Source organism: Faecalibacterium hattorii (assembly GCF_003287455.1).
Lineage (GTDB): Bacteria > Bacillota > Clostridia > Oscillospirales > Ruminococcaceae > Faecalibacterium > Faecalibacterium hattorii.
Genome location: NZ_PRLC01000002.1, coordinates 95,703 through 120,182, shown reverse-complemented (window position 1 = coordinate 120,182; position 24,480 = coordinate 95,703). Strand labels below are relative to the sequence as shown.

Annotated in this window: 21 protein-coding genes; 15 read left to right on the top strand and 6 right to left on the bottom strand. The window is 60.7% G+C overall.

Going from position 1 to position 24,480, the window contains the following annotated elements; translation table 11 throughout:
* Positions 1-13: 13 nt before the first annotated feature.
* The 4 genes from C4N23_RS01995 to C4N23_RS01980 all read left to right on the top strand — a co-directional run bounded on the left by C4N23_RS01995 (position 14) and on the right by C4N23_RS01980 (position 4,240).
* Positions 14-763 (top strand): Stp1/IreP family PP2C-type Ser/Thr phosphatase, encoded by a 750-nt coding sequence (locus C4N23_RS01995; RefSeq protein ID WP_112143683.1) that lies wholly within the window; start codon positions 14-16, stop codon positions 761-763.
* Positions 756-2,621, top strand: a complete 1,866-nt coding sequence (pknB, locus tag C4N23_RS01990) for a Stk1 family PASTA domain-containing Ser/Thr kinase (RefSeq protein ID WP_055187846.1) — start codon at positions 756-758, stop codon at positions 2,619-2,621. The genes C4N23_RS01995 and pknB overlap by 8 nt, the downstream gene beginning before the upstream one ends.
* A gap of 11 nt (positions 2,622-2,632) precedes the next feature.
* The gene (gene rsgA, locus C4N23_RS01985; RefSeq protein ID WP_055187848.1) at positions 2,633-3,511 is read left to right on the top strand and encodes a ribosome small subunit-dependent GTPase A; all 879 of its coding nucleotides are present in this window, start codon (positions 2,633-2,635) and stop codon (positions 3,509-3,511) included.
* A gap of 78 nt (positions 3,512-3,589) precedes the next feature.
* Entirely contained in the window at positions 3,590-4,240 is a 651-nt protein-coding gene (locus tag C4N23_RS01980; RefSeq protein WP_112143681.1) for a thiamine diphosphokinase, read from the top strand.
* 197 nt (positions 4,241-4,437) lie between these two features.
* Here the strand turns inward: C4N23_RS01980 and C4N23_RS01975 are convergent, their stop codons facing one another.
* Entirely contained in the window at positions 4,438-5,997 is a 1,560-nt protein-coding gene (locus tag C4N23_RS01975) for a peptide ABC transporter substrate-binding protein (protein WP_112143679.1), read from the bottom strand.
* A 210-nt stretch (positions 5,998-6,207) separates the two neighbouring features.
* Between C4N23_RS01975 and murD the strand changes: the two genes are divergently transcribed.
* The 5 genes from murD to C4N23_RS01950 all read left to right on the top strand — a co-directional run bounded on the left by murD (position 6,208) and on the right by C4N23_RS01950 (position 12,451).
* A complete protein-coding gene (murD, locus tag C4N23_RS01970; protein ID WP_112143677.1) occupies positions 6,208-7,605 on the top strand; it encodes a UDP-N-acetylmuramoyl-L-alanine--D-glutamate ligase in 1,398 nt (465 codons plus the stop codon).
* Entirely contained in the window at positions 7,602-8,366 is a 765-nt protein-coding gene (locus C4N23_RS01965; protein ID WP_112143675.1) for a GNAT family N-acetyltransferase, read from the top strand. Before murD ends, C4N23_RS01965 begins: the two co-directional genes overlap by 4 nt.
* 219 nt (positions 8,367-8,585) lie before the next feature.
* Complete coding sequence (locus tag C4N23_RS01960) at positions 8,586-9,848, top strand: methionine gamma-lyase family protein (protein WP_112143673.1); 1,263 nt, start codon at positions 8,586-8,588, stop codon at positions 9,846-9,848.
* A gap of 87 nt (positions 9,849-9,935) precedes the next feature.
* On the top strand, positions 9,936-11,114 hold the full coding sequence (locus tag C4N23_RS01955) for a pyridoxal phosphate-dependent aminotransferase (RefSeq protein WP_112143671.1): 1,179 nt from the start codon (positions 9,936-9,938) through the stop codon (positions 11,112-11,114).
* 20 nt (positions 11,115-11,134) lie between these two features.
* A complete protein-coding gene (locus C4N23_RS01950; RefSeq protein WP_181567057.1) occupies positions 11,135-12,451 on the top strand; it encodes a C1 family peptidase in 1,317 nt (438 codons plus the stop codon).
* A gap of 57 nt (positions 12,452-12,508) precedes the next feature.
* Here C4N23_RS01950 and C4N23_RS01945 read toward each other — a convergent pair whose 3' ends face one another.
* Positions 12,509-14,047 carry a sensor histidine kinase gene (locus C4N23_RS01945; RefSeq protein WP_112143667.1) on the bottom strand — a complete coding sequence of 513 codons (1,539 nt, stop codon included), beginning with the start codon at positions 14,045-14,047 and terminating at the stop codon, positions 12,509-12,511.
* 127 nt (positions 14,048-14,174) lie between these two features.
* On the opposite strand from C4N23_RS01945, the gene C4N23_RS01940 reads away from it, so the two are divergent.
* The 4 genes from C4N23_RS01940 (at position 14,175) to C4N23_RS01925 (ending at position 17,848) form a co-directional block, all read left to right on the top strand.
* Positions 14,175-14,873, top strand: a complete 699-nt coding sequence (locus tag C4N23_RS01940; RefSeq protein ID WP_097838769.1) for a response regulator transcription factor — start codon at positions 14,175-14,177, stop codon at positions 14,871-14,873.
* Positions 14,874-14,944: 71 nt separating this feature from the next.
* Positions 14,945-15,211 (top strand): DUF4160 domain-containing protein, encoded by a 267-nt coding sequence (locus tag C4N23_RS01935; RefSeq protein WP_097838768.1) that lies wholly within the window; start codon positions 14,945-14,947, stop codon positions 15,209-15,211.
* A gap of 12 nt (positions 15,212-15,223) precedes the next feature.
* Positions 15,224-15,481 (top strand): DUF2442 domain-containing protein, encoded by a 258-nt coding sequence (locus tag C4N23_RS01930; RefSeq protein WP_055187867.1) that lies wholly within the window; start codon positions 15,224-15,226, stop codon positions 15,479-15,481.
* A gap of 330 nt (positions 15,482-15,811) precedes the next feature.
* A complete protein-coding gene (locus tag C4N23_RS01925) occupies positions 15,812-17,848 on the top strand; it encodes an FAD-binding protein (RefSeq protein ID WP_112143665.1) in 2,037 nt (678 codons plus the stop codon).
* 108 nt (positions 17,849-17,956) lie between these two features.
* Here C4N23_RS01925 and C4N23_RS01920 read toward each other — a convergent pair whose 3' ends face one another.
* The 4 genes from C4N23_RS01920 to proC form a co-directional block, all read right to left on the bottom strand.
* Positions 17,957-18,397, bottom strand: coding sequence for a methylglyoxal synthase (locus C4N23_RS01920; RefSeq protein ID WP_112143663.1), 441 nt, complete (start codon positions 18,395-18,397; stop codon positions 17,957-17,959).
* A 379-nt stretch (positions 18,398-18,776) separates the two neighbouring features.
* Positions 18,777-20,039 carry a glutamate-5-semialdehyde dehydrogenase gene (locus C4N23_RS01915; RefSeq protein WP_112143661.1) on the bottom strand — a complete coding sequence of 421 codons (1,263 nt, stop codon included), beginning with the start codon at positions 20,037-20,039 and terminating at the stop codon, positions 18,777-18,779.
* A 3-nt stretch (positions 20,040-20,042) separates the two neighbouring features.
* Positions 20,043-20,819, bottom strand: a complete 777-nt coding sequence (gene proB / locus C4N23_RS01910) for a glutamate 5-kinase (RefSeq protein ID WP_112143659.1) — start codon at positions 20,817-20,819, stop codon at positions 20,043-20,045.
* 4 nt (positions 20,820-20,823) lie between these two features.
* Positions 20,824-21,630: a pyrroline-5-carboxylate reductase gene (gene proC, locus C4N23_RS01905; RefSeq protein ID WP_055187877.1), complete on the bottom strand. Its 807-nt coding sequence runs from the start codon at positions 21,628-21,630 to the stop codon at positions 20,824-20,826.
* 335 nt (positions 21,631-21,965) lie between these two features.
* Here proC and C4N23_RS01900 point away from each other — a divergent pair, with 335 nt between their 5' ends.
* Together C4N23_RS01900 and C4N23_RS01895 are read left to right on the top strand one after the other, a co-directional pair.
* Complete coding sequence (locus C4N23_RS01900; protein WP_112143822.1) at positions 21,966-22,547, top strand: TetR-like C-terminal domain-containing protein; 582 nt, start codon at positions 21,966-21,968, stop codon at positions 22,545-22,547.
* A 142-nt stretch (positions 22,548-22,689) separates the two neighbouring features.
* The gene (locus C4N23_RS01895) at positions 22,690-24,465 is read left to right on the top strand and encodes an oleate hydratase (RefSeq protein WP_112143657.1); all 1,776 of its coding nucleotides are present in this window, start codon (positions 22,690-22,692) and stop codon (positions 24,463-24,465) included.
* Positions 24,466-24,480 lie beyond the last annotated feature (15 nt).

Sequence of the window (24,480 nt, the reverse complement as noted above, 5' to 3'; positions counted from 1 at the left end):
GAAGGAGAAGCCTATGAAACTTGCAGGAAAAACGGATGTCGGCCGCGTCCGTCAGGAAAATCAGGACGATTACCGGGCCGGGGAACTGCCCGGCGGGGCGGTATGGGCGCTGGTCTGTGACGGTATGGGCGGCGCAAGAGGCGGCCGCGAAGCCTCGCAGGGGGCGTGCAACGTCATTGAGAACGTCTTTCAGGAGCAGTACGCCCAGTGCGGGGCGGGGCAGGAGGAAGCTTTTCTGAAAAAGGCCCTCATCTACGCCAACCGCTTTGTGTTCCAGAAAGCTTCCCACGAGGAATCGCTGGCCGGGATGGGCACCACGGCGGTCTGCGCACTGGTGCGGGGCGGCACGGTCTACCTCTGCCATGCGGGCGACTCCCGCGCCTACCTCTTCCGGGCGGGGAAGCTTACCCAGCTCACCCATGACCACTCCTATGTGCAGGAGCTGGTGGACTGCGGCACCATCACGGTGGAAGAGGCCGAGCACCACCCCCAAAAGAACATCATCACCAAGGCGCTGGGCGTGGATTACCGCTTGGAGCCGGAGTTCACCTCCGAAAAGCTCCAGAAGGGGGATGTCCTGCTGCTGTGCACCGACGGGCTGACCAACATGGTCCCGGTGGATCAGATGGAAAAGCTCCTTGTGCAGGGGCCCTTCTACGACACGCCCGACCGGCTGATCGAAGCGGCCAACGCGAACGGCGGTTCGGACAACATCACTGCCCTGCTGCTGGCCGTGGAGCCGACGGAGGTGGAGCATGGATAATCTGATCGGCAAGACCCTCGATGGCCTGTACACCGTCCGGGAGCTGATCGGCACCGGCGGCATGGCCAATGTCTACAAGGCGGTGGTAGGGCCCGGCGGCCCGGTGCCGGAGGGCACGGTTGTGGCCGTCAAGGTGCTGCGGCAGGAGCTTATGCACGACCCCGACCTCGTCCGCCGCTTCAAGAATGAATCCAAGGCCATCTCGCTGCTCAACCACCCCAACATCGTCAAGGTGTACGATGTCTCGGTGAGTGAGAATTTACAGTATATCGTCATGGAATATGTGGACGGTATGACCCTGCGGGAGTATCTGAACGAGCGCGGCGGCAAGCTGACCAGCCGGGAGACGGTGCACTTCATCTCCCAGATCCTGAAAGCGCTGGATCACGCCCACCGCAACGGCGTGGTGCACCGGGACATCAAGCCCCAGAACATCATGCTGCTGGACAACGGCCAGCTTCGGATGATGGATTTCGGCATCGCGCGCATTTCCCGCGCCGAGAACCAGCTCACCGGCGGCAAAGCCATGGGCAGCGTCCATTATATCAGCCCCGAACAGGCCAAGGGCGACGAGACCGACTTCACCAGCGACATCTACTCGGTCGGTGTCATGATGTACGAGATGCTTTCGGGGCATCTGCCCTTTGATGCGGACGATGTGGTGGAAGTGGCCATCAAGCAGATCTCGGACAAGCCCCAGAGCTTGCAGGAGCTGGCCCCCAATGTGCCCCACGGCCTTGTGGAGATCACCGAGCGGGCCATGGCAAAGCGCCCGGACAACCGTTACGCCAGCGCTGCCGAGATGCTGAACGCCCTGAATGCCTACGTCGAAAACCCAGCCATCGTGTTCAATTACACCTATCTCCCCGACGAAATTCCTGAAAAGGTGGTGGAACGCCCCATGAAAACCCAAAAAGATGCTCCGGAACCGAAAAAAGCCCGCAAGGGCAAAAAGAAGCGCACCGTCTTCCTGCCGGTGCTGTTCGGCATCACGGTGGCCTTTGCGCTGGCCTGTCTGGCCCTGTGCTGGGCCATCCTCAACGACTCCAGCACCCTGATGAGCGAGAAGGCCGACGTCGTGCTGGCCGATTACAGCGGCATGACGCAGGACGAGGTGAACGCCCAGCCGCAGGTCTCCTCCGGCCAGATCACCGTGAACTGGGAGCAGTCCTACAGCAACGATTACGCTGCCGGTTACGTCTACAAGCAGTCGCCGGTGGCGGGCCGCACCGTCCGTGAGGGCCAGAGCGTGACCCTGACCGTCAGCCTCGGCATCCAGTCCGTTACCGTGCCGGATGTGACCAACTACCTGCAGGCCGATGCGGAGCAGCAGCTCAAGAACCTCGGCGTCTCGGTGCTGGTCACACAGGCGGTGGAACCCACCGTGGCCTCCGGCTCAGTCATTCGCACCGACCCCGCCGCGGGCAGTCAGGTGGCGGCGGGCTCCACGGTCGTGGTCTACGTCAGCCGCCCGCAGGTCAGCACCACGGCCAAGGTGCCGTCGCTGGTGGGCCTTTCCAGCGTGAACGACGCCCGCACCCTGCTGGTGCAGAATAAGCTGGGCCTCGGCAGCACCACCGAGCAGTACAGCGACAAGCCCGCCGGTACCATCATTGGGCAGAACCCCGCAGCGGGCTCTACCGTCAAGGTCAACAGCCGCGTCAGCGTCACCGTCAGCGCAGGCCCCGAACCCGAACCGGAAGTCCCGGAGGAACCGGCATCCTCGGCGGAGAGCAGCGATTCCGCCAGCAGCTCCGGCGATTGGTGGAGCGGCCTCGTCGGCGGTTCGTCTTCCAGCGGGAGTTCCAGCACCGGCAGCTCGCCCCTGACCGACTGGTGGACCTCGCTGCTGTCGTAACGGAGGAGCAGATGAAAGGCTATATTGTAAAAGGCATCGGCGGCTTCTATTACGTCAAGACCGAAGAAGGCATCGTCGAGTGCAAGCCGCGCGGCATCTTCCGCAAACAGAAGATCGCCCCCGTGGCGGGCGACGAGGTGACGGTGGAGACCGAGAACGGTGCCTCCGTCATCGCCGAGATCGCACCCCGCAAAAATGTCTTCGTCCGCCCGCCGATGGCGAACCTCGATGTGCTCTTCCTTGTGGCCAGCACCACCCAGCCTACCCCCAGCACCTTGGTGCTGGATAAGCTGTCCGCCATTGCGGTGGATAAAGGGGTGCAGCCGGTCATCGTCTGCACCAAGGCCGACCTCGGCGAGGCGGAGTTCCTCCGCAGCGCTTACGAAAGATCGACCCTGCCCTTCATCGCCATCCACTACGATACCGGCGAGGGGCTGGACGAGGTGAAACAGTGGATCGATGGGCGGCTCTGCGCCTTCTGCGGCAACTCCGGCGTGGGCAAGTCCACGCTGTTGAACGCGCTGCTGCCGGAGGCCGAGCGGGAGACCAGCGCCATCAGCCAGAAGCTTGGCCGCGGCCGCCACACCACCCGCGAAGTGACCATCTTCGAGGCGTTTGGCGGGCGCATCGCCGACACCCCCGGCTTCGCCAGCTTGGAGGCCAACCGCGCCGGGTTCATCCCCAAGGAGAATCTGGAGCATGTCTTCCCGGAGTTCGGGCCTTATCTCGGCGAGTGTCAGTTCACGGGCTGCTCTCACCGGTCGGAGAAGGGCTGTGCCGTCCGTGCCGCGCTGGCCGAGGGCAAGCTCTCTCAGACCCGGTACGACAGCTACTGCGCCATGTATGAGGAAGTCAAGGACGTCAAGGACTGGCAGCGCCCCAAAGTTTAACCTCTCACCGCTGGGTCTGGCAGCGCCAGCGCCTTGCGGAGTTCCCCTAGCAGGGGAGCCAAGAATAAAGGAGTTCTTATGTCACGCTGTGTGATCCTTTCCGCGTGCCCGGTCTCGCCGGAGCTGAAACGTCTGCTCCGCCCCGAGGACTTCATCATTGCGTGCGATGCGGGCTACCGCAACTGCGAGCCGCTGGGCTGCAAGCCGAACATCATCGTCGGCGACTTCGATACCGCGCCCTGCCCGGCGCAGGAGGATGATGTCATCATCCTGCCCCACGTCAAGGACGATACCGATACCGAATATGCGGCGAAGCTCGCTTCGGAAAAGGGTTTTTCCGAGGTACTGCTGCTGGGGGCGCTGGGCGGCAAACGGCTGGAGCACACGCTGTCGAACCTCTGCACCGGCCTTGGGCTGGAAGAGCGGGGCGTCCGCGTCACCCTCCAGAACGAGCGCAGCCGCATCACCTTCGTCCGCCCCGGTGAGGAACGCCGTTACCCGAAAGAGGAATTTTTCTACTTTTCCGTCTTCCCCATGGAGGGCAGGGCCGAGGGCGTCTGCGAAGGCGGCTCCTACTACGAGCTGACCGATGCGGCCCTCACGGCGGGCTACCCGCTGGGCGTCAGCAATGAGTACGCCGAAGGCTCGGACTGTATCACCGTCTCGACCCGGAAGGGAACCCTCGTTGTGGTGGAGACCGTGGCCGATACGCCCATTCTGACGACCTGACAGCCAAACCGGCTGCACATTCTGTGCTCCAACCGCTTATACTGTGGTATCACAGAACGAAAGGCGGGAAGAGGATGCAGGTGGTCGTCATCAAAAGCCCGAAGTGTCTGCGCGGGATCCTGCGCCGGTTGTTCGGCATCAAGAAATAGGCAGAACAAGACCCTCTGTGCCGCAGCACAGAGGGTCTTGCGTTTTCCTTATTCTTTGGTGGTGTAGGTCAGGTCCAGCACCGGGCCAAAGGGGTCGAAGATGAGGCCCTTGATGCCGGAGGCCACCAGCAGCCGCTTTTGCTGGGAGAAGAGGGGAACGGCCACGCAATCGCTCAGCAGCTGGCGCTCACACTCGCCCAGCAGCCGGCAGCGGGCCGCGCCGGTGGCGTGGGTGCTGGCCTCCAGCTGGGTGGCGTAAAGGGCATTGGCGTAGCCGGTCAAATTCCCGCCCGCCGTGGTGAACTGGGCCAGCATACTGTACACGCTGTCGCTTTCGGCGCTGATGGGGGCCAGCGCGATGGTGTAATCGCCCTCGGAAAGGCGCTTCTGGAAGGTCTCCTCGTCCACCTCCTCAATGGAGAAGAAGAGGGAAAGTTCCTTCTGCCATGCGCCGTTGATGGTCTCGGCGGCTTCGGTCAGGCCGGACCCGGCGGGGATCATCAGGGTGACTTTGTTGAAGTCGGAGTTCGCCATGCCCTGCCGCGCAGAAAGGTAGAGGGCTCTGACATCCACGGCAGCGGGGGAGACATTGCCGACGGTGCTGCGGTAGTTCATGCCGTCCACGTTCAGTCCGTCCGGGATGAGACCGTCCGCTGCGGCGAAGAGTCCGGTGGAGGGAACCACGGCGGCCTCCCGCGCTACCCCGGCCAGCGACTGCCGCAGCTCGGTGGAGGAGAAGAGGGTGCTGCAGTTGAAGAGCAGCGCCCACGTCGTGTCGGAGTAGGAGATGGAGGACAGGGAGGTGGTGCTGCCGGTGTCATCCAGCGCGGCAGAGCACTTTTCCCCGTTGACGAGCTCGACGGCGGACTGGTCGGCGTTGTTGGTGTTCTGAACCAGACGGAGGCTGTCGATGAGGGTGCCGGAGGGTTCCCGCCGCAAGAACAGGCCGCTGGACGTCCAGTTGTAAAGGTAGAAGGGCCCGCTGGAAAGGGTGGTCTTGGCGGTCAGACCGTAGGTGCCGCGGGTGGAGTTGAAGAACTCCTCATCGCAGGGCATGGCACCGGGCAGCGTCAGCTTGGAGAGAAAGTTCTCGTCCGCACTGTTCAGGCGGAACACCAGCGTCAGCGGGCCGCTGGCGGAGACCCCCAGCGCGCTTTCCGGCATCTGCCCGGCCAGCACTTCGGCGCTGTTCTCAAGGGCCGAGAACTCCACCGCGTAGGGGGAATTGGTGTCGGCCCGGAACATCCGCCGGAACGCGAAGACGAAGTCTTCGGCGGTGATGGCGTACTCGGCGGCGGTGCCCTTGGCGGCGGTGTAGGTCAGGCCGTCCTTCAGATAAAAGGTGTAAGTCCTGCCGTCGGCGGATCGTTCCCACCGCTCGCAGAGGGCAGGCTCGATTTCGCCGTCCGGGTCCTTTCGGACAAGGCCGCTGTATAAATTTTCACAGGCGATGACGTCCGACGCCGTGGACGCCACCTGCGGGTCGAGGTTCGCGGGGATGGTATCCACGAACCATGTGAAGCTGTTGGAACCCGAACCGCAGCCGGTCAGGGCAAGCAGCAGAAGGACCGTCAGAAACGCGGCGGTCAAGCGGAATGGGTGCTTCAAAAAACATGCGCTCCTTGCAGAATTTGATGGATACGTCCAGTATACCGGAAAGCGTCGAAAAAGACAATTATTTTTTTGTGAATTTCGATGACCTTTCGGTGCAAATCGTGCACCGAGCGGGTTTGGCGTTGCGTATTGCGCGGAAATGGTGTAGAATGGGGAACGGCAAGAAGTTTTACAGAAACACTTTATAGAGGAGGTTCTGTTTTTATGCAGAAAGAACAGCAGCAGCTTGCAGAGCTGGTCAAGGGCAAGAAAGTCGCATTCATCGGTGCGGGCGTCAGCCACAAGACCTTGATCGAAGAGTTCGTGGGTCTGGGCGCACAGGTCACCCTCTGCGATAAGAAGAACAGCGTGGAGGACTTCGGCGACTATGCCGATACCATCCGCCGTCTGGGCATCGACCTGAGCCTTGGCGAGCACTACATGGACGGCTTCAAGGGGCAGGACATCATCCTGCGCACCCCCGGCTTCGAGTATTATCAGAAGCCGCTGCAGGATGCCATTGCGGCGGGCACCATGGTCACCAGCGAAGTCGAACTCTTCTTCGACTACTGCCCCTGTGAGATCGTGGGCGTGACCGGCTCCGATGGCAAGACCACCACCACCACCCTGATCTCCAAGTTCTATGAGGCGGCGGGCCGCAAAGTGCACCTCGGCGGCAACATCGGCGCAGCGCTGCTGCCCATGCTGCCGGACGTGGCTCCAGAGGATGTGGCTGTGGTGGAGCTGTCCAGCTTCCAGCTCATCAGCATGCACAAGAGCCCGAAGATCGCGGTCGTCACCAACGTGACCCCCAACCACCTCGACCACCACAAGGATATGCAGGAGTACATCGACGCCAAGCGGAACATCCTGCTCCATCAGGTGCCGCCCTGCCGCGAAGTGCTGGGCTTTGAGAACGACATCACCCGCGGCATGGTGCCCGACTGCAAGGGCAAGCAGGTCTGGTTCACCCGTCTGCACGACACCGACAACGGTGCCTTCCTGCGGGAAGACGGGATGCTCTGCATGGCCGAGGACGGCGTGGTGACCCCCTTCCTCGCTCAGAAGGACGTCAAGCTGCGCGGTCTGCACAACATCGAAAACCTGCTGGCCGCTGCCGCCGCCGTCTGGGGTGAAGTGCCCGTTGAGGTCATCCAGAAGGTCGGCAGCACCTTCACCGGCGTCGAGCACCGCATCGAGCCGGTCCGTGTGCTGGACGGCGTGACCTACTACAACGACTCCATCGGCACCAGCCCAACCCGCACCATCGCCGGTCTGCGCAGCTTTGACCAGAAGGTGATCCTCATTGCGGGCGGTTACGATAAGCACATCCCCTATGAGCCGCTGGCCCCGGAGGTCATCGCTCACGTCAAGAACCTCGTGCTGATGGGTGCCACCGGCCCCCGCATCGAGAAGGCTGTCCGTGAGCACCCGGACTTTGCCGCATCCGGCCTTGCCATCCAGCATGCTGACAATATGCAGCACGCCGTGGAGTTGGCCCGCGCCGCCGCACAGCCGGGGGATATCATCATCCTGTCCCCGGCCAGCGCTTCCTTCGACCTTTACCCCAACTTTGAGGTGCGTGGCCGCGAGTTCAAGAGCATCGTCAACGCGCTGAAATGATCAAACAGGTCACGACACAGAAGGAACGGCGGCGCTTTTACAACGTCTGCCGAGGCAAGCTCTGCATGGGGGCGACCCTGCCGCTGGCGCTGGAACTGTTCGGCAAAAGCCAGCCGGGCCGCTTCTTTGCCGGGCCGACGCTGGCGCTGGATATCGGCGGCAGCACCGCTTGGATGGCGGGCCATGCAAACCCCGAAGAGCTGGCTGGATTTCTCCGCTTTTGCGGGTGCCGGGCCGTCATCCTCGACGAAGCCGAGGCCGCCCCGCCCGCCGGGTGGACCCGTGCGAGAACCCACAGCATCTTCGGCCTCACACCGGGGCGGCAGCTGCCGCAGCCCCATGCGGACGAAACGCTCTGGGCCTCCCTGCGCTTGGAACGGGAGCCGTCGGCGTACCCGGTGGCGGAGGAGCTTTTCCCGGACCGCCCCGCCCGGCGGGATGATTTCTACTCCGAGCTGTGCTCCAAGCGCAGCCGGGGAAAAGCCCGCGTCTGGGCCCTGATGCAGGGGGAAGAGATCGCTTGCACCGTGGGAGCCTATGCCATTGCGAACGGGCAGGCCTACATGGCCTGTGGGCAGACGGCAGAGGAACTGCGCGGCAAAGGCATCGGCGGGCGGCTCATCGTCCAATTGGCGAACGAGCTTTCCGCCGAGGGCTTGCAGCCCGTCTTCCTGTGCAGCCCGGAGCGTGTGCACTTTTATACCCGCCTCGGCTTCGAGAAACTCGGAGAATATGCACGGTATGAGCAAACAGAAAATTAAAATCGGCTGAATCAGAAAATCGGAAAAGCGTTTGCGCCGACTGGCGCACCGCCCGATTTTCTGGTGAAGCCAACTGCTTTGGGGTTATTAGGGGCGAGCAGCCCCTGATTCGTGCCCGCGCCTCGAAAAAGCGGTGCTTTTCTGGTACTCTTTTGGCAAGCAAAAGAGTACATACTCTACGTAAAAAATAAAACGAAAACCTAAGGATTCGATATGTCAATGTTAAGCCACTTTTTTGATTTCAAACCCGAAGTGCTGGCCCTCGATGAAAAAGCCATGGAACTCTGCCAGCCCTACTTCAGACACATGGAAGAGATCCGCGATTACAACCAGCTCAAGATGCTGAAAGCCTTTGCGGATACCCAGATGTCCTCCACCGATATGCTGGGCACCACCGGCTACGGCCTGTGGGATACCGGCCGCGCCAAGCTGGAGCAGATCTTTGCCGAGGTGATGGGGGCGGAGGACGCCCTCGTCCGCAGCCAGTTCCAGAGCGGCACGCATACGCTGGCCGTGGCGCTGTTCGGTCTGCTGCGGGCAGGGGACACCCTGCTGGCTGCCACCGGCCGCCCCTACGATACGCTGGAAGGCGTCATCGGGTTGGACGGCAAGGGCAAGGGCACCGGCACCCTGATGGACTACGGCGTCAAGTACGACGAAGCCCCCCTCAAGGCCGACTTCACCCCGGATTACGACCGGATCGCTCAGAAGGCACCGGGGGCCAAGGTCTGCCACATCCAGCGCAGCCGCGGCTATCTGCAGCGGAATGCCTTTGACCTCGCCACCATCCGAAAGATCGCCGATACCGCCCGCGCCGCCAACCCGGAGATCATCATCTTCGTGGATAACTGCTACGGCGAGTTCACCCAGACGGAGGAACCCTGTCAGGCAGGGGCCGACCTCGTGGTCGGCAGCCTCATCAAGAACCCCGGCGGCGGCATCGCCCCCACCGGCGGCTACATCGCGGGCCGCCGCGACCTCGTGGAGCTGTGCGCCTACCGGCTGAACGCCCCCGGCCTCGGCAAGGATCTGGGCTGTACACTGGACACCCCGCGCGACATGTATCTGGGCTTTTACTATGCGCCCGGCGTCGTCTGTGAGGCCATCAAGACCGCCATCTACGCCCAGTGTCTGCTGGAGCTGGTGGGGAAAAAGCCCATCCCGCGCTACTGCGAGGATCACAACGACATCGTGACCTGCTTCGACGCGGGCACCGCCGATGCCCTCATCGGCTTCTGCCGCGGCGTTCAGGCGGCCAGCCCCGTGGACAGCTACGCCGCCCCGGAACCCTCGCCGGAACCGGGCTATACCGATGAAGTCATCATGGCCAGCGGCAGCTTTACACAGGGCAGCACCATTGAGCTCTCCTGCGACGGCCCCCTGCGCGAGCCTTATACTTGCTACTTACAGGGCGGCCTGAACTTCGCCGCCAGCCGCGCGGGTGTGCTGCTGGCTGTGCAGAATGCTTACTTTAAGGAGTAACTCTTCCCGTCATTGCCCACGTGATAAGGCCCCCTCTGAGGGGGGCTTTCGCCGAAGGCGGACTGGGAGAGTTTACAGGAGAAAGTTATGCCTGTTTTAAGCGATCGTGTCGGCACGTTTACCGACTCCGTCATCCGCCGTATGACCCGGATCAACAACCAATATCACTCCATCAATTTGTCACAGGGGTTCCCGGATTTTGACCCGCCGAAGGAACTGCTGGACACACTGGCTCAAACGGCTTACAAAGGCCCGCACCAGTACGCCGTGACCTTCGGCGCCCAGAATTTCCGCGAAGCACTGGCGAAAAAGACGAGCCCCGCCCTCCATCATGAAGTGGACCCCAACACCGAGGTCTGCGTCACCTGCGGCGGCACCGAGGCCATGATGGCCGCGATGATGACCATCTGCAACCCCGGTGATAAGGTCATGATCTTCTCGCCGTTTTACGAAAACTACGGCGCAGATGCCATCCTCTCCGGGGCGGAACCCATCTATATCCCGCTGGTCCCGCCGACTTATGAGTTTGACCTCAGCCTCATTGAAAAGGGCTTTGCAGAGGGGGCCAAGGCGCTGATCCTCTGCAACCCCTCGAACCCCTGCGGCAAGGTCTTCCGCCGTGATGAGCTGGAGGCCATCGCAAAGCTCGCGCTGAAGTACGATGCCTTTGTCGTCACCGACGAGGTGTATGAGCACATCGTCTACGCCCCCAACGAGCATATCTGCATGGCCAGTCTGCCCGGTATGTTCGAGCACACCATCACCTGCAATTCGCTCTCCAAGACCTACTCCATCACCGGCTGGCGTCTGGGCTACCTCATCGGCCCGGCCGAGGTCATCGAAGGGGCTCGCAAGGTCCACGATTTCCTCACGGTGGGCGCGGCGGCTCCCTTGCAGGAAGCTGCCGTTGCCGGGCTGGAAATGCCGCAGAGTTACTACGAGAATTTGTGTGCGCTTTATACCGAAAAGCGCGACCATTTCCTCGCCGGGCTCGACCGCATCGGCCTGAAGCACAATGTCCCGCAGGGCACATATTTCGTGATGATCGACATCTCGGACTTCCTCGCCCTGCCGCAGTTTGCGGGTTGGACGGACTTGCAGTTCTGCGAGTGGATGATCCGCGAGGTCGGCGTAGCCGCCGTGCCCGGTTCCAGCTTCTTCCGGGAGCCGGTGAACCACCTCATTCGGATGCACTTTGCAAGAGGAACGGACGTCCTCGATGAAGCGGTTCGCCGCATGGAAAAGTTGACAGCGCTTTTGAAATGAAGACAGAAAGTGTGAAAACAATGAACAAGGTAACTCCCATTGACTCTGAAATGCTGGCCCGTTTTGAGCAGGGCTACGAAGCACGCCCCGGGCTGCAGGTGATGTCCAACGCCATCTCCCGCACCGCCCTGCCGGATGCCGCCTTTGTGCCCGCCGCTGCGGCCAAGCTCCAGATGGACTTCTCCGTTCTGGTCAAGACCAACAACATCACCAACCAGAAGCAGAGCGGCCGCTGCTGGATGTTCTCCACCCTGAACGTCCTGCGTCAGCGGGTCATCGAGAAGTGCAAGCTGGAGGATTTCTCCATCTCGCCCACCTATCTGGCCTTCTATGACAAGCTGGAAAAGGCAAACCTCTTCTTTGAGAACATCATCCACTTCGCCGGTCAGGAACTGGACGACCGCGAGACCTTTACCCTGATGGGCAATCCGCTGCCGGACGGCGGCCAGTGGGATATGGCCATCAGCCTGATTAAAAAGTACGGCGTCGTGCCCTCTTGGGTCATGCCGGAAACGGTCCACTCCACCGGCACGGCCAAGTATCTGCCTATCCTGACCCGCAAGATGCGGGAGGATGCGCTGGAACTGCGCGCCCTCGTCCGCGCGGGCAAGGACCCCGCCGCCCGCCGCGAGGAGATGCTGGCGGAGATCTACAACGCCCTGCGCATCCTCTACGGTCAGCCGCCCAAGACCTTCGACTTTGAGTACACCGATACCGACAAAGTTTACCACTGCGACCGCGGCCTGACCCCGAAGAGCTTCCTTGAAAAGTACGTGGGCAACGATTTTGACGATTACGTCGTCATCATCTCTTCGCCCATCCACGAGATCAACCGCACCTACTGCCAGCCGTTCATGGGCGACGTGGTGGAGGACAATATGTTCTGGCTCAACCTGTCGCAGGAAGAGCTGGAAGACCTGACCATCCGCCAGCTTCAGGCCGGGGAGGGCGTCATGTTCAGCTGCGACTGCCACCCGGACGGCGACCGTGCCAACGGCTATTGGGACCCCGACTGCTTCCAGTACGGCGAAGTGCTGGGCGGCCTGACCTTCCATATGACCAAGGCCGAGCGGCTGCTCACCCGCGACAGCACCATGAACCACTGCATGATGTTCTGCGGCGTCAATCTGGAGGAGAACGGCACCGCGAACCGCTGGAAGATCGAGAACAGCTGGGGCGATGCCTCCGGCCAGAAGGGCTACTTCATCGGCAGCGAGAAGTGGTTCAAGGCCAACGTCTATCAGGTCACGGTCCGCAAGAGCCTGCTGAGCGATGCCCAGCGCGCCCTGCTGGATCAGGAGCCTCTGCCCATGAAGCTGTGGGACCCGCTGGCATAAACTTACGTATGAAAAAATGCTCTGCCATTTCTGCGTGGCAGAGCATTTTTTGTGTCCTCAATCTTCCAGCAGGGGCAGCGCCAAGGTAAAACAGCTCCCTTTGCCCACTTCGCTTTCCAGCGTGATCTCGCCGTGGTGCAGGTGGGCCAGCTCCTGCGCGATGGTCAGGCCAAGGCCGGTGGAATCGTGCTTGGTGTCAGCGGTGGTGTGGAAGTAGCGGTCAAAGACGGCGGCTTGGTCTTCGGGAGCGATGCCGCAGCCGGTGTCCTGCACAAGGACGAGGGCGCGGCCCTCCGCAGCGAAGCTGTGGACCGTGATGGTGCCGCCGGCGGGGGTGTAGTGGATGGCGTTGGTTACGAGGTTCTGGACGATCTGCTGCAGCCGCATGGCGTCGCCCCAGATGGGCAGCTCGGCGTCGAACCGGGTCGTCAGCGTGACGCCTTTTTTCGCGGCCTCGTTTTGGCAGCTCTCACAGACGGCCGCAGCAGCCTCGCTGAGGGAGACGCGGTCTTCGTTGAGCATCACCTGCTTCTGCTCCAGCTTAGCGGCGAGGAACAGGTCCTCCGTCAGCCGCCGCAGAAAGCTCATCCGCTGCTGCATGGCGGGCAGAAGGGCGGGCAGGGCGTCAGGGGCAGCTTCCAGCGTGTCAAGCCCGCTGGACACCGCGAACAGCGGGCTGCGCAGGTCGTGGAAGATGTTCAGCATCATGCTCTTGCGGGCTTCACTCTCCTCGGTCAGGGCGCGGGTGCGCTGGACCACCCGCTCATCTAGCTCCCGCGCCAGATGCTCGGTGCGGTCGAACTGCAATGCGAACCGGCGGCAGACGAAGGTCATGCAGCCCAGCGTGAAGGGAATGTCGTAGATGCGGGCGCAGCGCACCAGATAAAACTGGATACTCTCCGAAAAGAAGGGAAGATCCAGCCCCGGCAGGATGACCCATATCCGCAGCCCGGCGGTTACCGCGTAGGGGAAGAGCAGCAGCAAAACGGAAGCGGAGCCTTTGGCGTAAGCAAGAAGGAGCAGTCCCATGCAGTAGATCATGCCGCCGAACAGGGCCGCAGCACGCACACGGGCGTCGGAGTGGAGCGCGATCGGGAAATAGCCCATGGTCAATACCAGCACCAGCAGCTTTTGGGTTCGGCTGACGGGGGCGACGCCGGTGAGCGCGGAGCTCAGCAGGATGGGGGCCAGCACGGTCAGCGGGAAAAAACAGCGCTTCAATGCCGCAGCCACAGGGTCAAGGCTGATGGGGGAGAGGATGATCGCCGCGCCCCATGCGATGAGCACCGCGAGATAGAGCAGGAAATACCCCAGCTCCCGCTGGTGCTTATAATAATAGAGCGCCAGCACCACCGCCGCGAGGGTGCAGAAGACCGTGACGGCCAGCCATTGCAATGTGGTGCGCAGGGTGAGCGCAGTCTGCCCCTCTGCCGGGTAACGGTCGGCCCATGTGGTGAACAGGATCTCAGCGTCTTGGGCCGGGGCACCCGGATAGGCCAGCGGCGGCAGCTGTGCATTGTACCAGATGCCCGCCAGCGCGATGCCCACGGCCAACACGATGGCCCCCAGCATTACCAGAACCTTTTTTCTTGTCATGATCGTCCTCCCGAAAAGCCGCAAACTTCCCCGAACCAGTTGAGCCAAAACGGTTGAGAAAGAGTGCGAAATAAGGTATACTAAAATCAGTATATCAGATTTTCGTGAAAAAGGGGAGAGCAAAAGGATGATCCGTGTGCTTTTGGTGGAGGATGACCCGGTGATCCGGGATACGACCTGCTACTTTTTGAAAAGCCGGCAGAATTTTGAGGTCGTCTGTGCCGAGACGGGCGGCGAGGCGCTGAGCCATGCCCGCGAAAACTTCGATGTGATCCTGATGGACATCCTGCTGCCGGATACCAATGGCATGGACCTATGCCAGCGGCTGCGAAGCTGGCACCACTGCCCCATCATCTTTACTTCCTGCCTTGATGACACGGATACTGTGGTACGTGCGCTGGAATTGGGCGGCGACGATTTTCTGACCAAACCTTATAACAACAAGGTCCTGCTGGCCCGCATCATGGCGAACATCCGCCGGGTGCAGATGGATGCCGCCGAACCCAGCGTCAACGGCTACCACTGCGCGGCTTTTACGCTGGATTCCAACAGCCACTGTGTCGAAAAGGACGGCCAGAGCATCCATCTGGCGGATATGGAGTTCCGCATCCTGTCGCTTTTTGTCCGGTACCCGAACAATTTCTTCACAGCCAACGAGCTGTACCAGAAGATCTGGGGCAAGGACAGCCTCGGCGATGTGCGCACGGTGCAGGTGCACATCCACAATCTGCGCAGCAAGATCGAGCCGGACCCGGCCAAACCCATCTACCTGAAAAATGTCTGGGGCAAAGGCTATGTCTTCCGCCCGGATGGGCGGGAAGAATGACGCGGGCTCTTTCTTTTTGCAGGGATATTTGGTATAATGCAATTGGAAGAAATGGCAGGAGGTGTTTGAAAATGCCGGTGCTGTGCATGTTTTATGGGATCATTGTGCGAATGTATAAAGAAATAGGCGGAAAACACAACATGCCGCATATTCATGTCGAATATTCGGGGCAGGAAGCCGTGATTGCATTGGATGGAACCGTGCTGGAAGGAAAACTTCCGAAAGCCCAGATGAAGCTTGTGGATGCTTGGATGGAAATCCATAAAGATGACTTGGCTGCGAACTGGACACTGTTGTCCAACGGCGAACAGTTTTTTCGCATTGACCCGCTGAAGTAAGGAGGGATGGAAATGCTGCAACCGAGACTGGTAAAAGTGGAACCGCTTCCTCAAATGAAACTGCGCCTGTCATATGAAACCGGGGAAATAAAGGTGTTTGATGTGGAACCCTATGCGATGGGTTCGTGGTTTAGCAAACTGAAGGATGATAACTACTTCAAAACGGTTCAGATGCTGCCCGGCGGAATTGGAATCGAATGGCCGGAAGGACAAGATATTGCCCCGCATGAACTTTATGAAAATAGTATCGCAGTGAAAAAAACTGCCTGATAAATTCGGAAAAAGGAAAGAGCTTGATTTCCAAGGCCAAAAAATCGTTAACTGAAAAGCGCCCACTTCTTAAAGAAATTTAAGCGGTGGGCGCTTTGCTTTCCATGAATTTGACTGTTATTTGACAAACGAAGAGCAAAAGCAGCATTTTATGGCAAGGAAGCGGCTGAGAACCTTAAAGATTCTTAAAGGACATGGGGTAAACTTTGTGTTAAATTATTATCGAACGAAGTGCGCGCGGCCCCAGATGCCGCGCGATTCGATTGAAGTAGAAGGTAAACGAAGAACACAAGAAGAACACACGAAGAAGAGAAGAAAGGAACTCCCGCAATGAACAAGATCTCGCGCAAAGGTTTTCTGAAGATCGCGGCCGCTGCGGCCATGTCCGGTGTTACCGCCGGTGCACTGGCTGCCTGCAACTCCGCCAGCTCCTCCACCGCCGCTTCCAGCGCAGCGGCCCCCGCCGGCACCTACATCCCCGGCACCTATGAGGGCACCGCAGAGGGCATTTCCTCCACCGTCAAGGTCACCATGACCTTCTCCGACAGCGCTGTGACCAATGTGGTGGTCGATACCTCCGGCGAGACCGCTTCCTACGGCGCTGCCGCTGCAGACCAGCTCAAGGAGCAGCTGCTGGCTGCCGGTTCTGCCGAGATCGACGGCGTGTCCGGCTCCACCGTGACCTCCGAGGCTGTCATGAAGGCCGCCAAGAGCTGCTTTGCACAGGCCAAGGGCGAAGCTACCGTGTCCAGCGTCCAACTGCCCACCGGCGACGAGACCGATTGGCTGGGCAAGGAGCCTGATATCGACGAGGCCGCCATCACCGAGACCGTGGACACCGACATCCTCATCGTGGGCGCAGGCAACGGCGGTATGTTTGCTGCCGCTTATGCAGCCGCCAACGGCCTGAACTTCCGCATCATCGAGCAGAATGCTGTAGTGCAGGACACCCGCCACTGGTACGGCGCCATCGACTCCGCTGCTGCCAAAGCCGCCGGTGCCCCCGCGACCGATAAGGCCAAGCTGCTGAGCGAGATCTCCCGCTATGCTTCCGGCAAGTGTGACCAGCGCGTTGTCAAGACTTGGATCAACGAGTCTGCTGCCATGCACGATTTCATGCGCAGCATTCTGGAAGATAAGTTCGGCTGGGAGTGCGAGTTTACTTCTGGTGCTGAGGCTGCTTGGCCCGCCGAGAACGCCGAGCACAACACCGATTATCTCTACCCCGTGCAGGAGCACAACTACCGCGCCAGCGAGTCTGCTGCCGGGCTGCAGCGCAACGAAGCCCTGCAGCAGTACATTGAGGAGCTGGGCTACGGCATCGACTTCAAGACCAGCCTTGCCAAGCTGGAGAAGGATTCCTCCGGCCGCATCACCGGTGTCATCGCCCAGAGCACTGAGGACGACCACTTCATCCGCTACAACGCCAATCAGGGTGTGCTGCTGGCCTGCGGCGGCTTCCCCGGCAACCCCTACATGATGGAGCAGCTGGACCCGCTGGGTACCTCCGTCACCACCGCTTGTTCCTACTCTCCGGCCGATAAGGGCTACGGCATCCGTGCCGCCGTCTGGGCCGGTGCAAACCTCGACAAGGAAGCCGCTCCCATGCTGTTCGACCGCGGCATCGTGGCCCCCGGCGTGGATGCTGGCTATGTGGACAGCGAGAACGCTTTTGGAGGCAAGGCCTTCCCCGGCAAGATCCGCCAGTACAACCCCGGTACCCAGCCCTTCCTGAAGGTCAACCGGGACGGCGAGCGTTTTGCCAATGAGAGCTGCCCCTACAACGATATCGTCTACGCCGCTGCCCACCAGCCGGGCCACGTCTACGCACAGATCTGCGACGCCAACATTCTGGAAGACGTCAAGCGCTTCCACACCATCGGCTGCTCCGCACAGACCCGCAACGCCGGTGAGGACTACATCAAGAGCCAGATGGAGAATGCAGAAAAAGAGGGCTGCTTCTTCAAGGCGGACACCATCGAGGAGCTGGCGGACAAGCTTGGCTTCACGGGTGAGGCTAAGGAGACCTTCCTTGCCACCGTGGACCGCTACAACGAGCTGTACGACCAGCAGAACGACGAGGATTTCGGCAAGCCCGCTTACCGCCTGAGCGCCATCCGCACCGCACCCTTCTATGGCTGCTGGCTGGGCGCCTCTCTGCTGACTACCGAGCAGGGCATTGCCATCAACGAGAAGGGTCAGGCACTGGACAGCGACAATAAGCCCATGCCCGGCCTGTATGTCACCGGCGATATGTCCGGCTCCTTCTTCGCCAACAACTACCCCTGCCTCATGGCAGGCGTGGCCATGGGCCGCACCCTGACCTTCGCCATGAAGGCCGTCAAGCAGATGGCTGGTCTGGAGTAAGCATTCTCTCCAAAACCGCATAAAAACGCAGCGCCGCAGAAGACCAAAAACCTTCTGCGGCGCTGTTTCTTTTCCCTCTATACACAAAAATCAAAGGCAAGCGGCTTTTCAGCACACGGCGCGGGTGACCGGGGCCAGCGGCTCGACAATAGCGGGGTGCATCCCTTCGCGGTAGTCGAGGTCGCCCTGATCCAAGCCGCGCAGCAGCACTTCGGCGGTTGCGATGTTGGTGGCGATGGGCACGCTGTGCATATCGCACAGGCGGAGCAGATTCTGCTCGATGGAGCTGCCGCTGTCCGCCTTGAGCGGGTCGCGGAAGAAGAGGACCAGATCCACTTCATCACAGGCGACGCGGGCGGCGATCTGCTGGATACCGCCCAGACGGCCGGAGAGGTAGCAATGGACCGGGAGGCCGGTGGTCTGATTCAGCATCCGGCCGGTGGTGCCGGTGGCGATGACCGTGTTGCGGGAAAGGATCCCACTGTAGGCGGTACAGAACTGAAGCGCGAGTTCTTTGCGGGAATCGTGTGCGAGGATTGCGATCGTCATATTCACTCTCTCCCTTTCCTAATGTCTGAAGGCGGATATGCTTTTTTGAACTGAAGTTCAGGGAAGAACAATTTCAAATTTGAACAATTCAACCTATAAAACTGATTCCATATGTTCCAATATAGTTTTACCGCGCCAAAATAGGCCTTGTCAAGAGAAAAATCGTCTTTTTTGATGGTTTATATCCCGAAAGTATGACTTTGTTTTTGTGGAGAATAGAGAAAACTTGGATGCAACCATCCATAAATACGAAAAATACTTTTGAAGCATCGAGCGAAACTGTTTTCGATGAAAAAACAGTCCATGGGACAAAACAAAAGTGCAAAACAACAAAACTCCCCCGGCCACTGCTTTGCGGTGGCTGGGGGAGTAAGATCGATCACCGGATCTGTCCATCTCCATGGATGACATACTTATAGCTGCACAGCTCCTGCAAGCCCATGGGGCCGCGGGCGTGGAGTTTCTGGGTGGAGATGCCCATCTCACAGCCAAGGCCGAACTCGCCGCCGTCGGTGAAGCGGGTGGAGCAGTTGACATAGACCGCCGCGCTGTCCACGGCCGCCGTGAAGAGGGAAGCGTGGGCCTCGTTCTGGGTCAGGATGGCTTCGCTGTGGCCGGTGGAGTGCTCGGCGATGTGGCCAATGGCTTCCTCCACACTGTCCACGACCTTGACGGCCAGAATGTAGTCGAGGAATTCGGTGTCGAAGTCCTGCGGCCCGGCGGGGGTGCCGGGGATAAGGGCCGCTGCCCGCTGGTCCAACCGCAGCTCCACCGGGTGCAGCCCTTTGGCCGTGCGCTCCTCGCCCAGACGCTTGGCGAGCTTGGGCAGGAACTGGGCGGCGATGGCGGAATGCACAAGGCAGACTTCCTCGGCGTTGCAGACGCTGGGGCGGCTGGCCTTGGCGTTCTCAATGATGTTCAGCGCCTTGTCCTGATCGGCGGAATCGTCCACGAAGATGTGGCAGATGCCGGTGCCGGTCTGGATACAGGGAACCTTGGCGTTTTCCACACAGGCGCGGATCAGCCCGGCCCCGCCGCGGGGGATGAGCAGATCCACATAGCCCACCGCCGTCATCAGGGCGTTGGCGGAGGCGTGGGTGGTGTCCTCGATGAGGGAGACGGCGGTTTCGGGCAGACCATTCTCCTGCAGCCCCTTCCGCAGCGCCTCCACGATGGCGTGGGCCGAGCGCCAAGCCTCCTTGCCGCAGCGCAGCACACAGGCGTTGCCGCTCTTGATGGCAAGGGCGGCGGCGTCGCTGGTCACGTTGGGGCGGCTCTCGTAGATGATGGCAATGACGCCCATGGGCACGGCGATCTTTTCGATCAGCAGCCCGTTGGGGCGCTGGATGCGGTTCAGCACGGCTCCCACCGGGTCGGGCAGGGCGGCAACGTCCAGAATGCCCCGCGCCATGGCGCCGATGCGCTCCGGCGTCAGGGCCAAGCGGTCCAGCATCACGTCGGAAATGTGCCCCTTGGCGGCGGCCATGTCCTCCGCGTTGGCGGCGAGGATGGCGTCCATCTGGTCAGGGTGGCAGAGCCAGTCCGCCATGCCCCAGAGCGCCTGTGTCCGGGTCTGGCCGTCCGCCAGCGCCAGTGCGGATCTTGCTGCGCGGGCAGCTTCCAGAATTTCCTGTGTCGTCATGGTTCAGCCCTCCTTATGGCCCGCAAAGCGGGTGCCCGCAGGTTTGCCCTCGGCAATATCGTACAGCAGCTCCGGGTGGGAGCCGTTGGCGATGACCATATCGGCCCCGTCTGCCGTCACGAGCTTTGCGGCGCGGAGCTTGGTGGACATGCCGCCGGTGCCCAGCGCCGAACCAGCCCCATCGGCCAGCGCGAGGATCTCCGGCGTGATCTCCTCCACCAGCGGGACGAGCTGGGCCTCCGGGTGAGTGTGGGGGTTCGCGGTGTAAAGGCCGTCGATGTCGCTCAGCAGGACCAGCAGGTCGGCGTGGATGCAGTGGCTGACGATGGCGGCCAGCGTGTCGTTGTCGCCGATGGAGGTGATCTCATCGGTGGACACGGTGTCGTTTTCGTTGATGATGGGCAGGGCCCCCATTTCCAGCAGCCGGGTCAGGGTGTTCTGGAAATTCTGCCGCCGGTCGGGCGTTTCCATGTCCGCGCCGGTCAGCAGGATCTGCGCAACGGTGTGGTTGTAGACCGTGAACAGCCGGTCGTAGGTGTACATCAGCTCACACTGGCCCACAGCGGCGCACGCCTGTTTCACCGACATCTCGGTGGGGCGGGAGGGGAGCAGCAGCTTGCCGAACCCCACTGCGATGGCACCGGAGGAGACGAGGATGATCTCGTGCCCGGCGTTCTTCAGGTCGCTCAGGACCTTGACGAGGGTTTCGGTCAGCCGGATGTTCAGCCGCCCGGTGGGGTATGCGAGGGTGGATGTGCCGATTTTGACGACGATTCGCATAAACTTAACCCTTTCCCATCTCTTTTGTCTTGTCGTAGGCCGCGAGGACGGCGTCCGTCACCGCGCCGCGGAACCCGCGCTCTTCCAGCACCCGGACGCCCTGAATGGTGCTGCCGCCGGGGCTGCACACGGCGTCCTTCAGCTCGCCGGGGTGCTTGCCGCTTTCCAGCACCAGCTTTGCGCTGCCCAGCACCATCTGGGCGGCGTATTCCTGCGCCTTGGCGCGGGGCAGCCCACAGGCTACGCCGCCGTCTGCCAGCGCTTCGATGAATTGATACACCCATGCCGGGCCGCAGCCGGAAACACAGCTGGCCGCGTCGATGAGGGCTTCCGGTACCGGGTCCAGCCGGCCGGCGGGGGCCATCAGCTTGCAGAATTCAGCCTCTTCCTCGGCGGTGACATGGCTGGAACAATACTGGATCATCCCTTCGCCCACGGAGGCCGGGGTGTTGGGCATGATGCGGATGACCGGGTAATCTTCGCCCGCCATCTCCTGAATCCGTGGGATGGAAAGGCCAGCTGCCATGCTGCATAAAATGAACCGGCCGGGCCGCTCGTTCAGCGTGAACTTCAGCGGGGCCAGCAGGGCTTCCATCATCTGCGGCTTGACCGCGAGGAAGATCAGGTCGCACCGCCCGGCGACCTCGTCGTTGACGGTGGTCTTGCAGCCCAGTTCCTCGGCCAGTGCCTCGGCCTTGGCGGCAGTGCGGTTGGCCAGATAAACGTTCTGCGGGTCGGTCGCTTTGCAGACGGCGCGCGCGATGGCACCGCCCATATTCCCACAGCCTAAAAATCCAATGGTCCTGATCATATCAAAAACCTTCTTTCCGTGTTCCGCTCTATCGCGGGAGACACCATTCGTCTCCCGTCTCCATTGTATGCACACCGGGGCCGAAAATCAAGAGGGAAGGGCGGATTCTGCAGGAAGAATGCTCCGGAAACGGGACGAAAAAGCGAGCAGAATGGTGAAAATTTCGCAGAAGGGAGACTTTGCAACAGAAAATTTGCCTAAAAAGTGAAACTTTCACTTGCCAAAAGCCCCCCGGAGGCGGTATATTATAAAGGAAGTGTTCTCACTTCTCTGGCCGAACGGCCAGCCACCACGGACAGCGGTGCGCGCGGCGCTGCTGGGAAAGGATGGAATTTGTGTCACAGACGACAAAGAGAGCGCTGGAGGCATCGCTGAAAAAGCTGCTGCTCCAGAAACCGCTGAACAAGATCACGATCAACGATATCACCGAGGATTGCGGTGTCAACCGGATGACGTTCTATTACCACTTCAAGGATATCTACGACCTTGTGGATTGGATCATGGTCGAGGATGCTGCGAAGGCGCTGGAGGAAAAGCCCACGTTCGATACGTGGTCGGAGGCTTACCTCGATCTCCTGCGTCAGGTGCAGGAGAACAAGGTTCTGGTCATGAACGTCTACCGCTCGATGAGCCGGGAGCAGGTGGAACAGTACTTATATAGGATACTGGACCCCATGCTGCGGGAGTTTCTGGACCGGGGGATGCAGGGCATCACGGTGCAGGACGCCGACGAACAGTTCATCGTAGACTTCTATAAGTACGCCTTGGTGGGCATGACGCTGGAATGGATCCGCAGGGACATGAAGGAGGACCCCGTCCGGATGACGGAACGGCTGAACATCCTTCTCCACGGCGAATTCCAGCGGGCGCTGCGCCGGTTCCGCACGGACCGCAGTCCGTCGGATCTGGACGATTGATGAAAATTTGAGCAGAAGAAGCATTGTGATGGGTTTTCCATCACGGTGCTTTTTCTGTTTATGGAACCTTTTTTGATAAAATGATACAGTGTTATCAGCGCAAACTATACCCAACGAAACCACAACAAACGGAGGGAATAACATGTATTATTCCAGTGGTAACTACGAAGCATTTGCGCGTCCGCTGAAACCAAAAGATGTAGACCGCAAGTCGGCCTACCTCGTCGGCACCGGGCTGGCCGCGTTGACTGCGGCGTGCTATCTGGTGCGGGACGGCCAGATGAAGGGCGAACATGTCCACATCTTTGAAAAAGGGCCCATCCCCGGCGGCGCATGCGACGGTTATCAATACCCCGGCATCGGCTATGTGATGCGCGGCGGGCGGGAGATGGACAACCATTTCGAGGTGATGTGGGATCTGCTGCGCTCCATCCCGTCCATCGAGACCGATGGCGTGAGCGTGCTGGATGAGTATTATTGGCTGAACAAAAAGGACCCGAATTACTCGCTCTGCCGCGTGACGGAAAAGCAGGGGCAGGACGCCCACACCGACGGCAGGTTCGGCCTGTCGGACAGGGGCTGCATGGAGATCATGAAGCTCTTCTTCACCCCGGACGAGCAACTGTACGAAAAGCGCATCACCGATGTGTTCGACGATGAGGTGTTTTCCTCGAACTTCTGGCTCTACTGGCGCACCATGTTCGCCTTTGAAAACTGGCACAGCGCCTTGGAGATGAAGCTCTACCTCAAGCGCTACATCCACCATGTCGGAGGGCTTCCGGATCTCCGGGCGCTTCGGTTCACCAAGTACAACCAGTACGAGTCGATGATCCTGCCCATGATCCGCTATCTGGAAGGGTACGGCGTCCGGTTCCATTACAACACCAAGGTCACGAACATTGAGTTCGAGATCGCGGAGGGCCGCAAACAGGCCAAGACCATCTGCCTGTTGGTGGACGAGCACGAGGAGCGGGTGGACCTGACCGAAAACGATCTGGTCTTCATCACCAACGGCGGCTGCGTCGAGAGCACCTCCATCGGTGCGCAGGATCAGCCCGCAGACTTCGACCCTGCTCTGCGCCCCGGCAGCGGCTGGGACCTGTGGAAGAAGATCGCCGCGCAGGATGAAGCCTTCGGCCATCCGGAGGTCTTCTGCTCCGACCCGGAGCAGACCAACTGGATGAGCGCTACGATCACCACGCTGGACGAGCGGATCGTGCCCTACATCCAGAACATCTGCCAGCGCGACCCCTTCAGCGGCGGTGTCGTCACCGGCGGCATCGTGACCGCGCGGGACTCGAACTGGCTGCTCAGCTGGACCTTCAACCGCCAGCCCCAGTTCCGCGATCAGCCGAAAGGGCAGCTCGTGGGCTGGCTCTACGGCCTGTTCAGCGATAAGCCCGGCAACTACGTCAAAAAGCCCATGCGGGACTGCACCGGCAAGGAGATCTGCATGGAGTGGCTGTATCACCTCGGCGTGCCGGAATCCCAGATCGAGGATCTGGCAGAGCACAGCGCCAACACTGTGCCGGTGATGATGCCCTACATCACGGCGTTCTTCATGCCGCGCAAGGCGGGGGACCGCCCGGCGGTGGTGCCGGAGGGTGCGGTCAACTTTGCCTTCCTCGGCCAGTTCGCCGAAACGCCGCGGGATACCATCTTCACCACCGAGTATTCGATGCGCACCGGCATGGAAGCGGTCTATACGCTGCTGGACATCGACCGCGGCGTGCCGGAAGTCTGGGGCAGCACCTACGACGTCCGCGACCTGCTGAACGCCGCTGTCCAGCTCCGGGACGGCCGCCCGCTGAGTGACCTGAAAATGAGCTGGGCCAAGCGGTTCGCGCTGGACAAAGTGCTCGACAAACTGCAGGAGACCGACCTCGGCCGCTTGCTGCAGGAATATAAGATCATTTGACCGCCGGATTTGGAT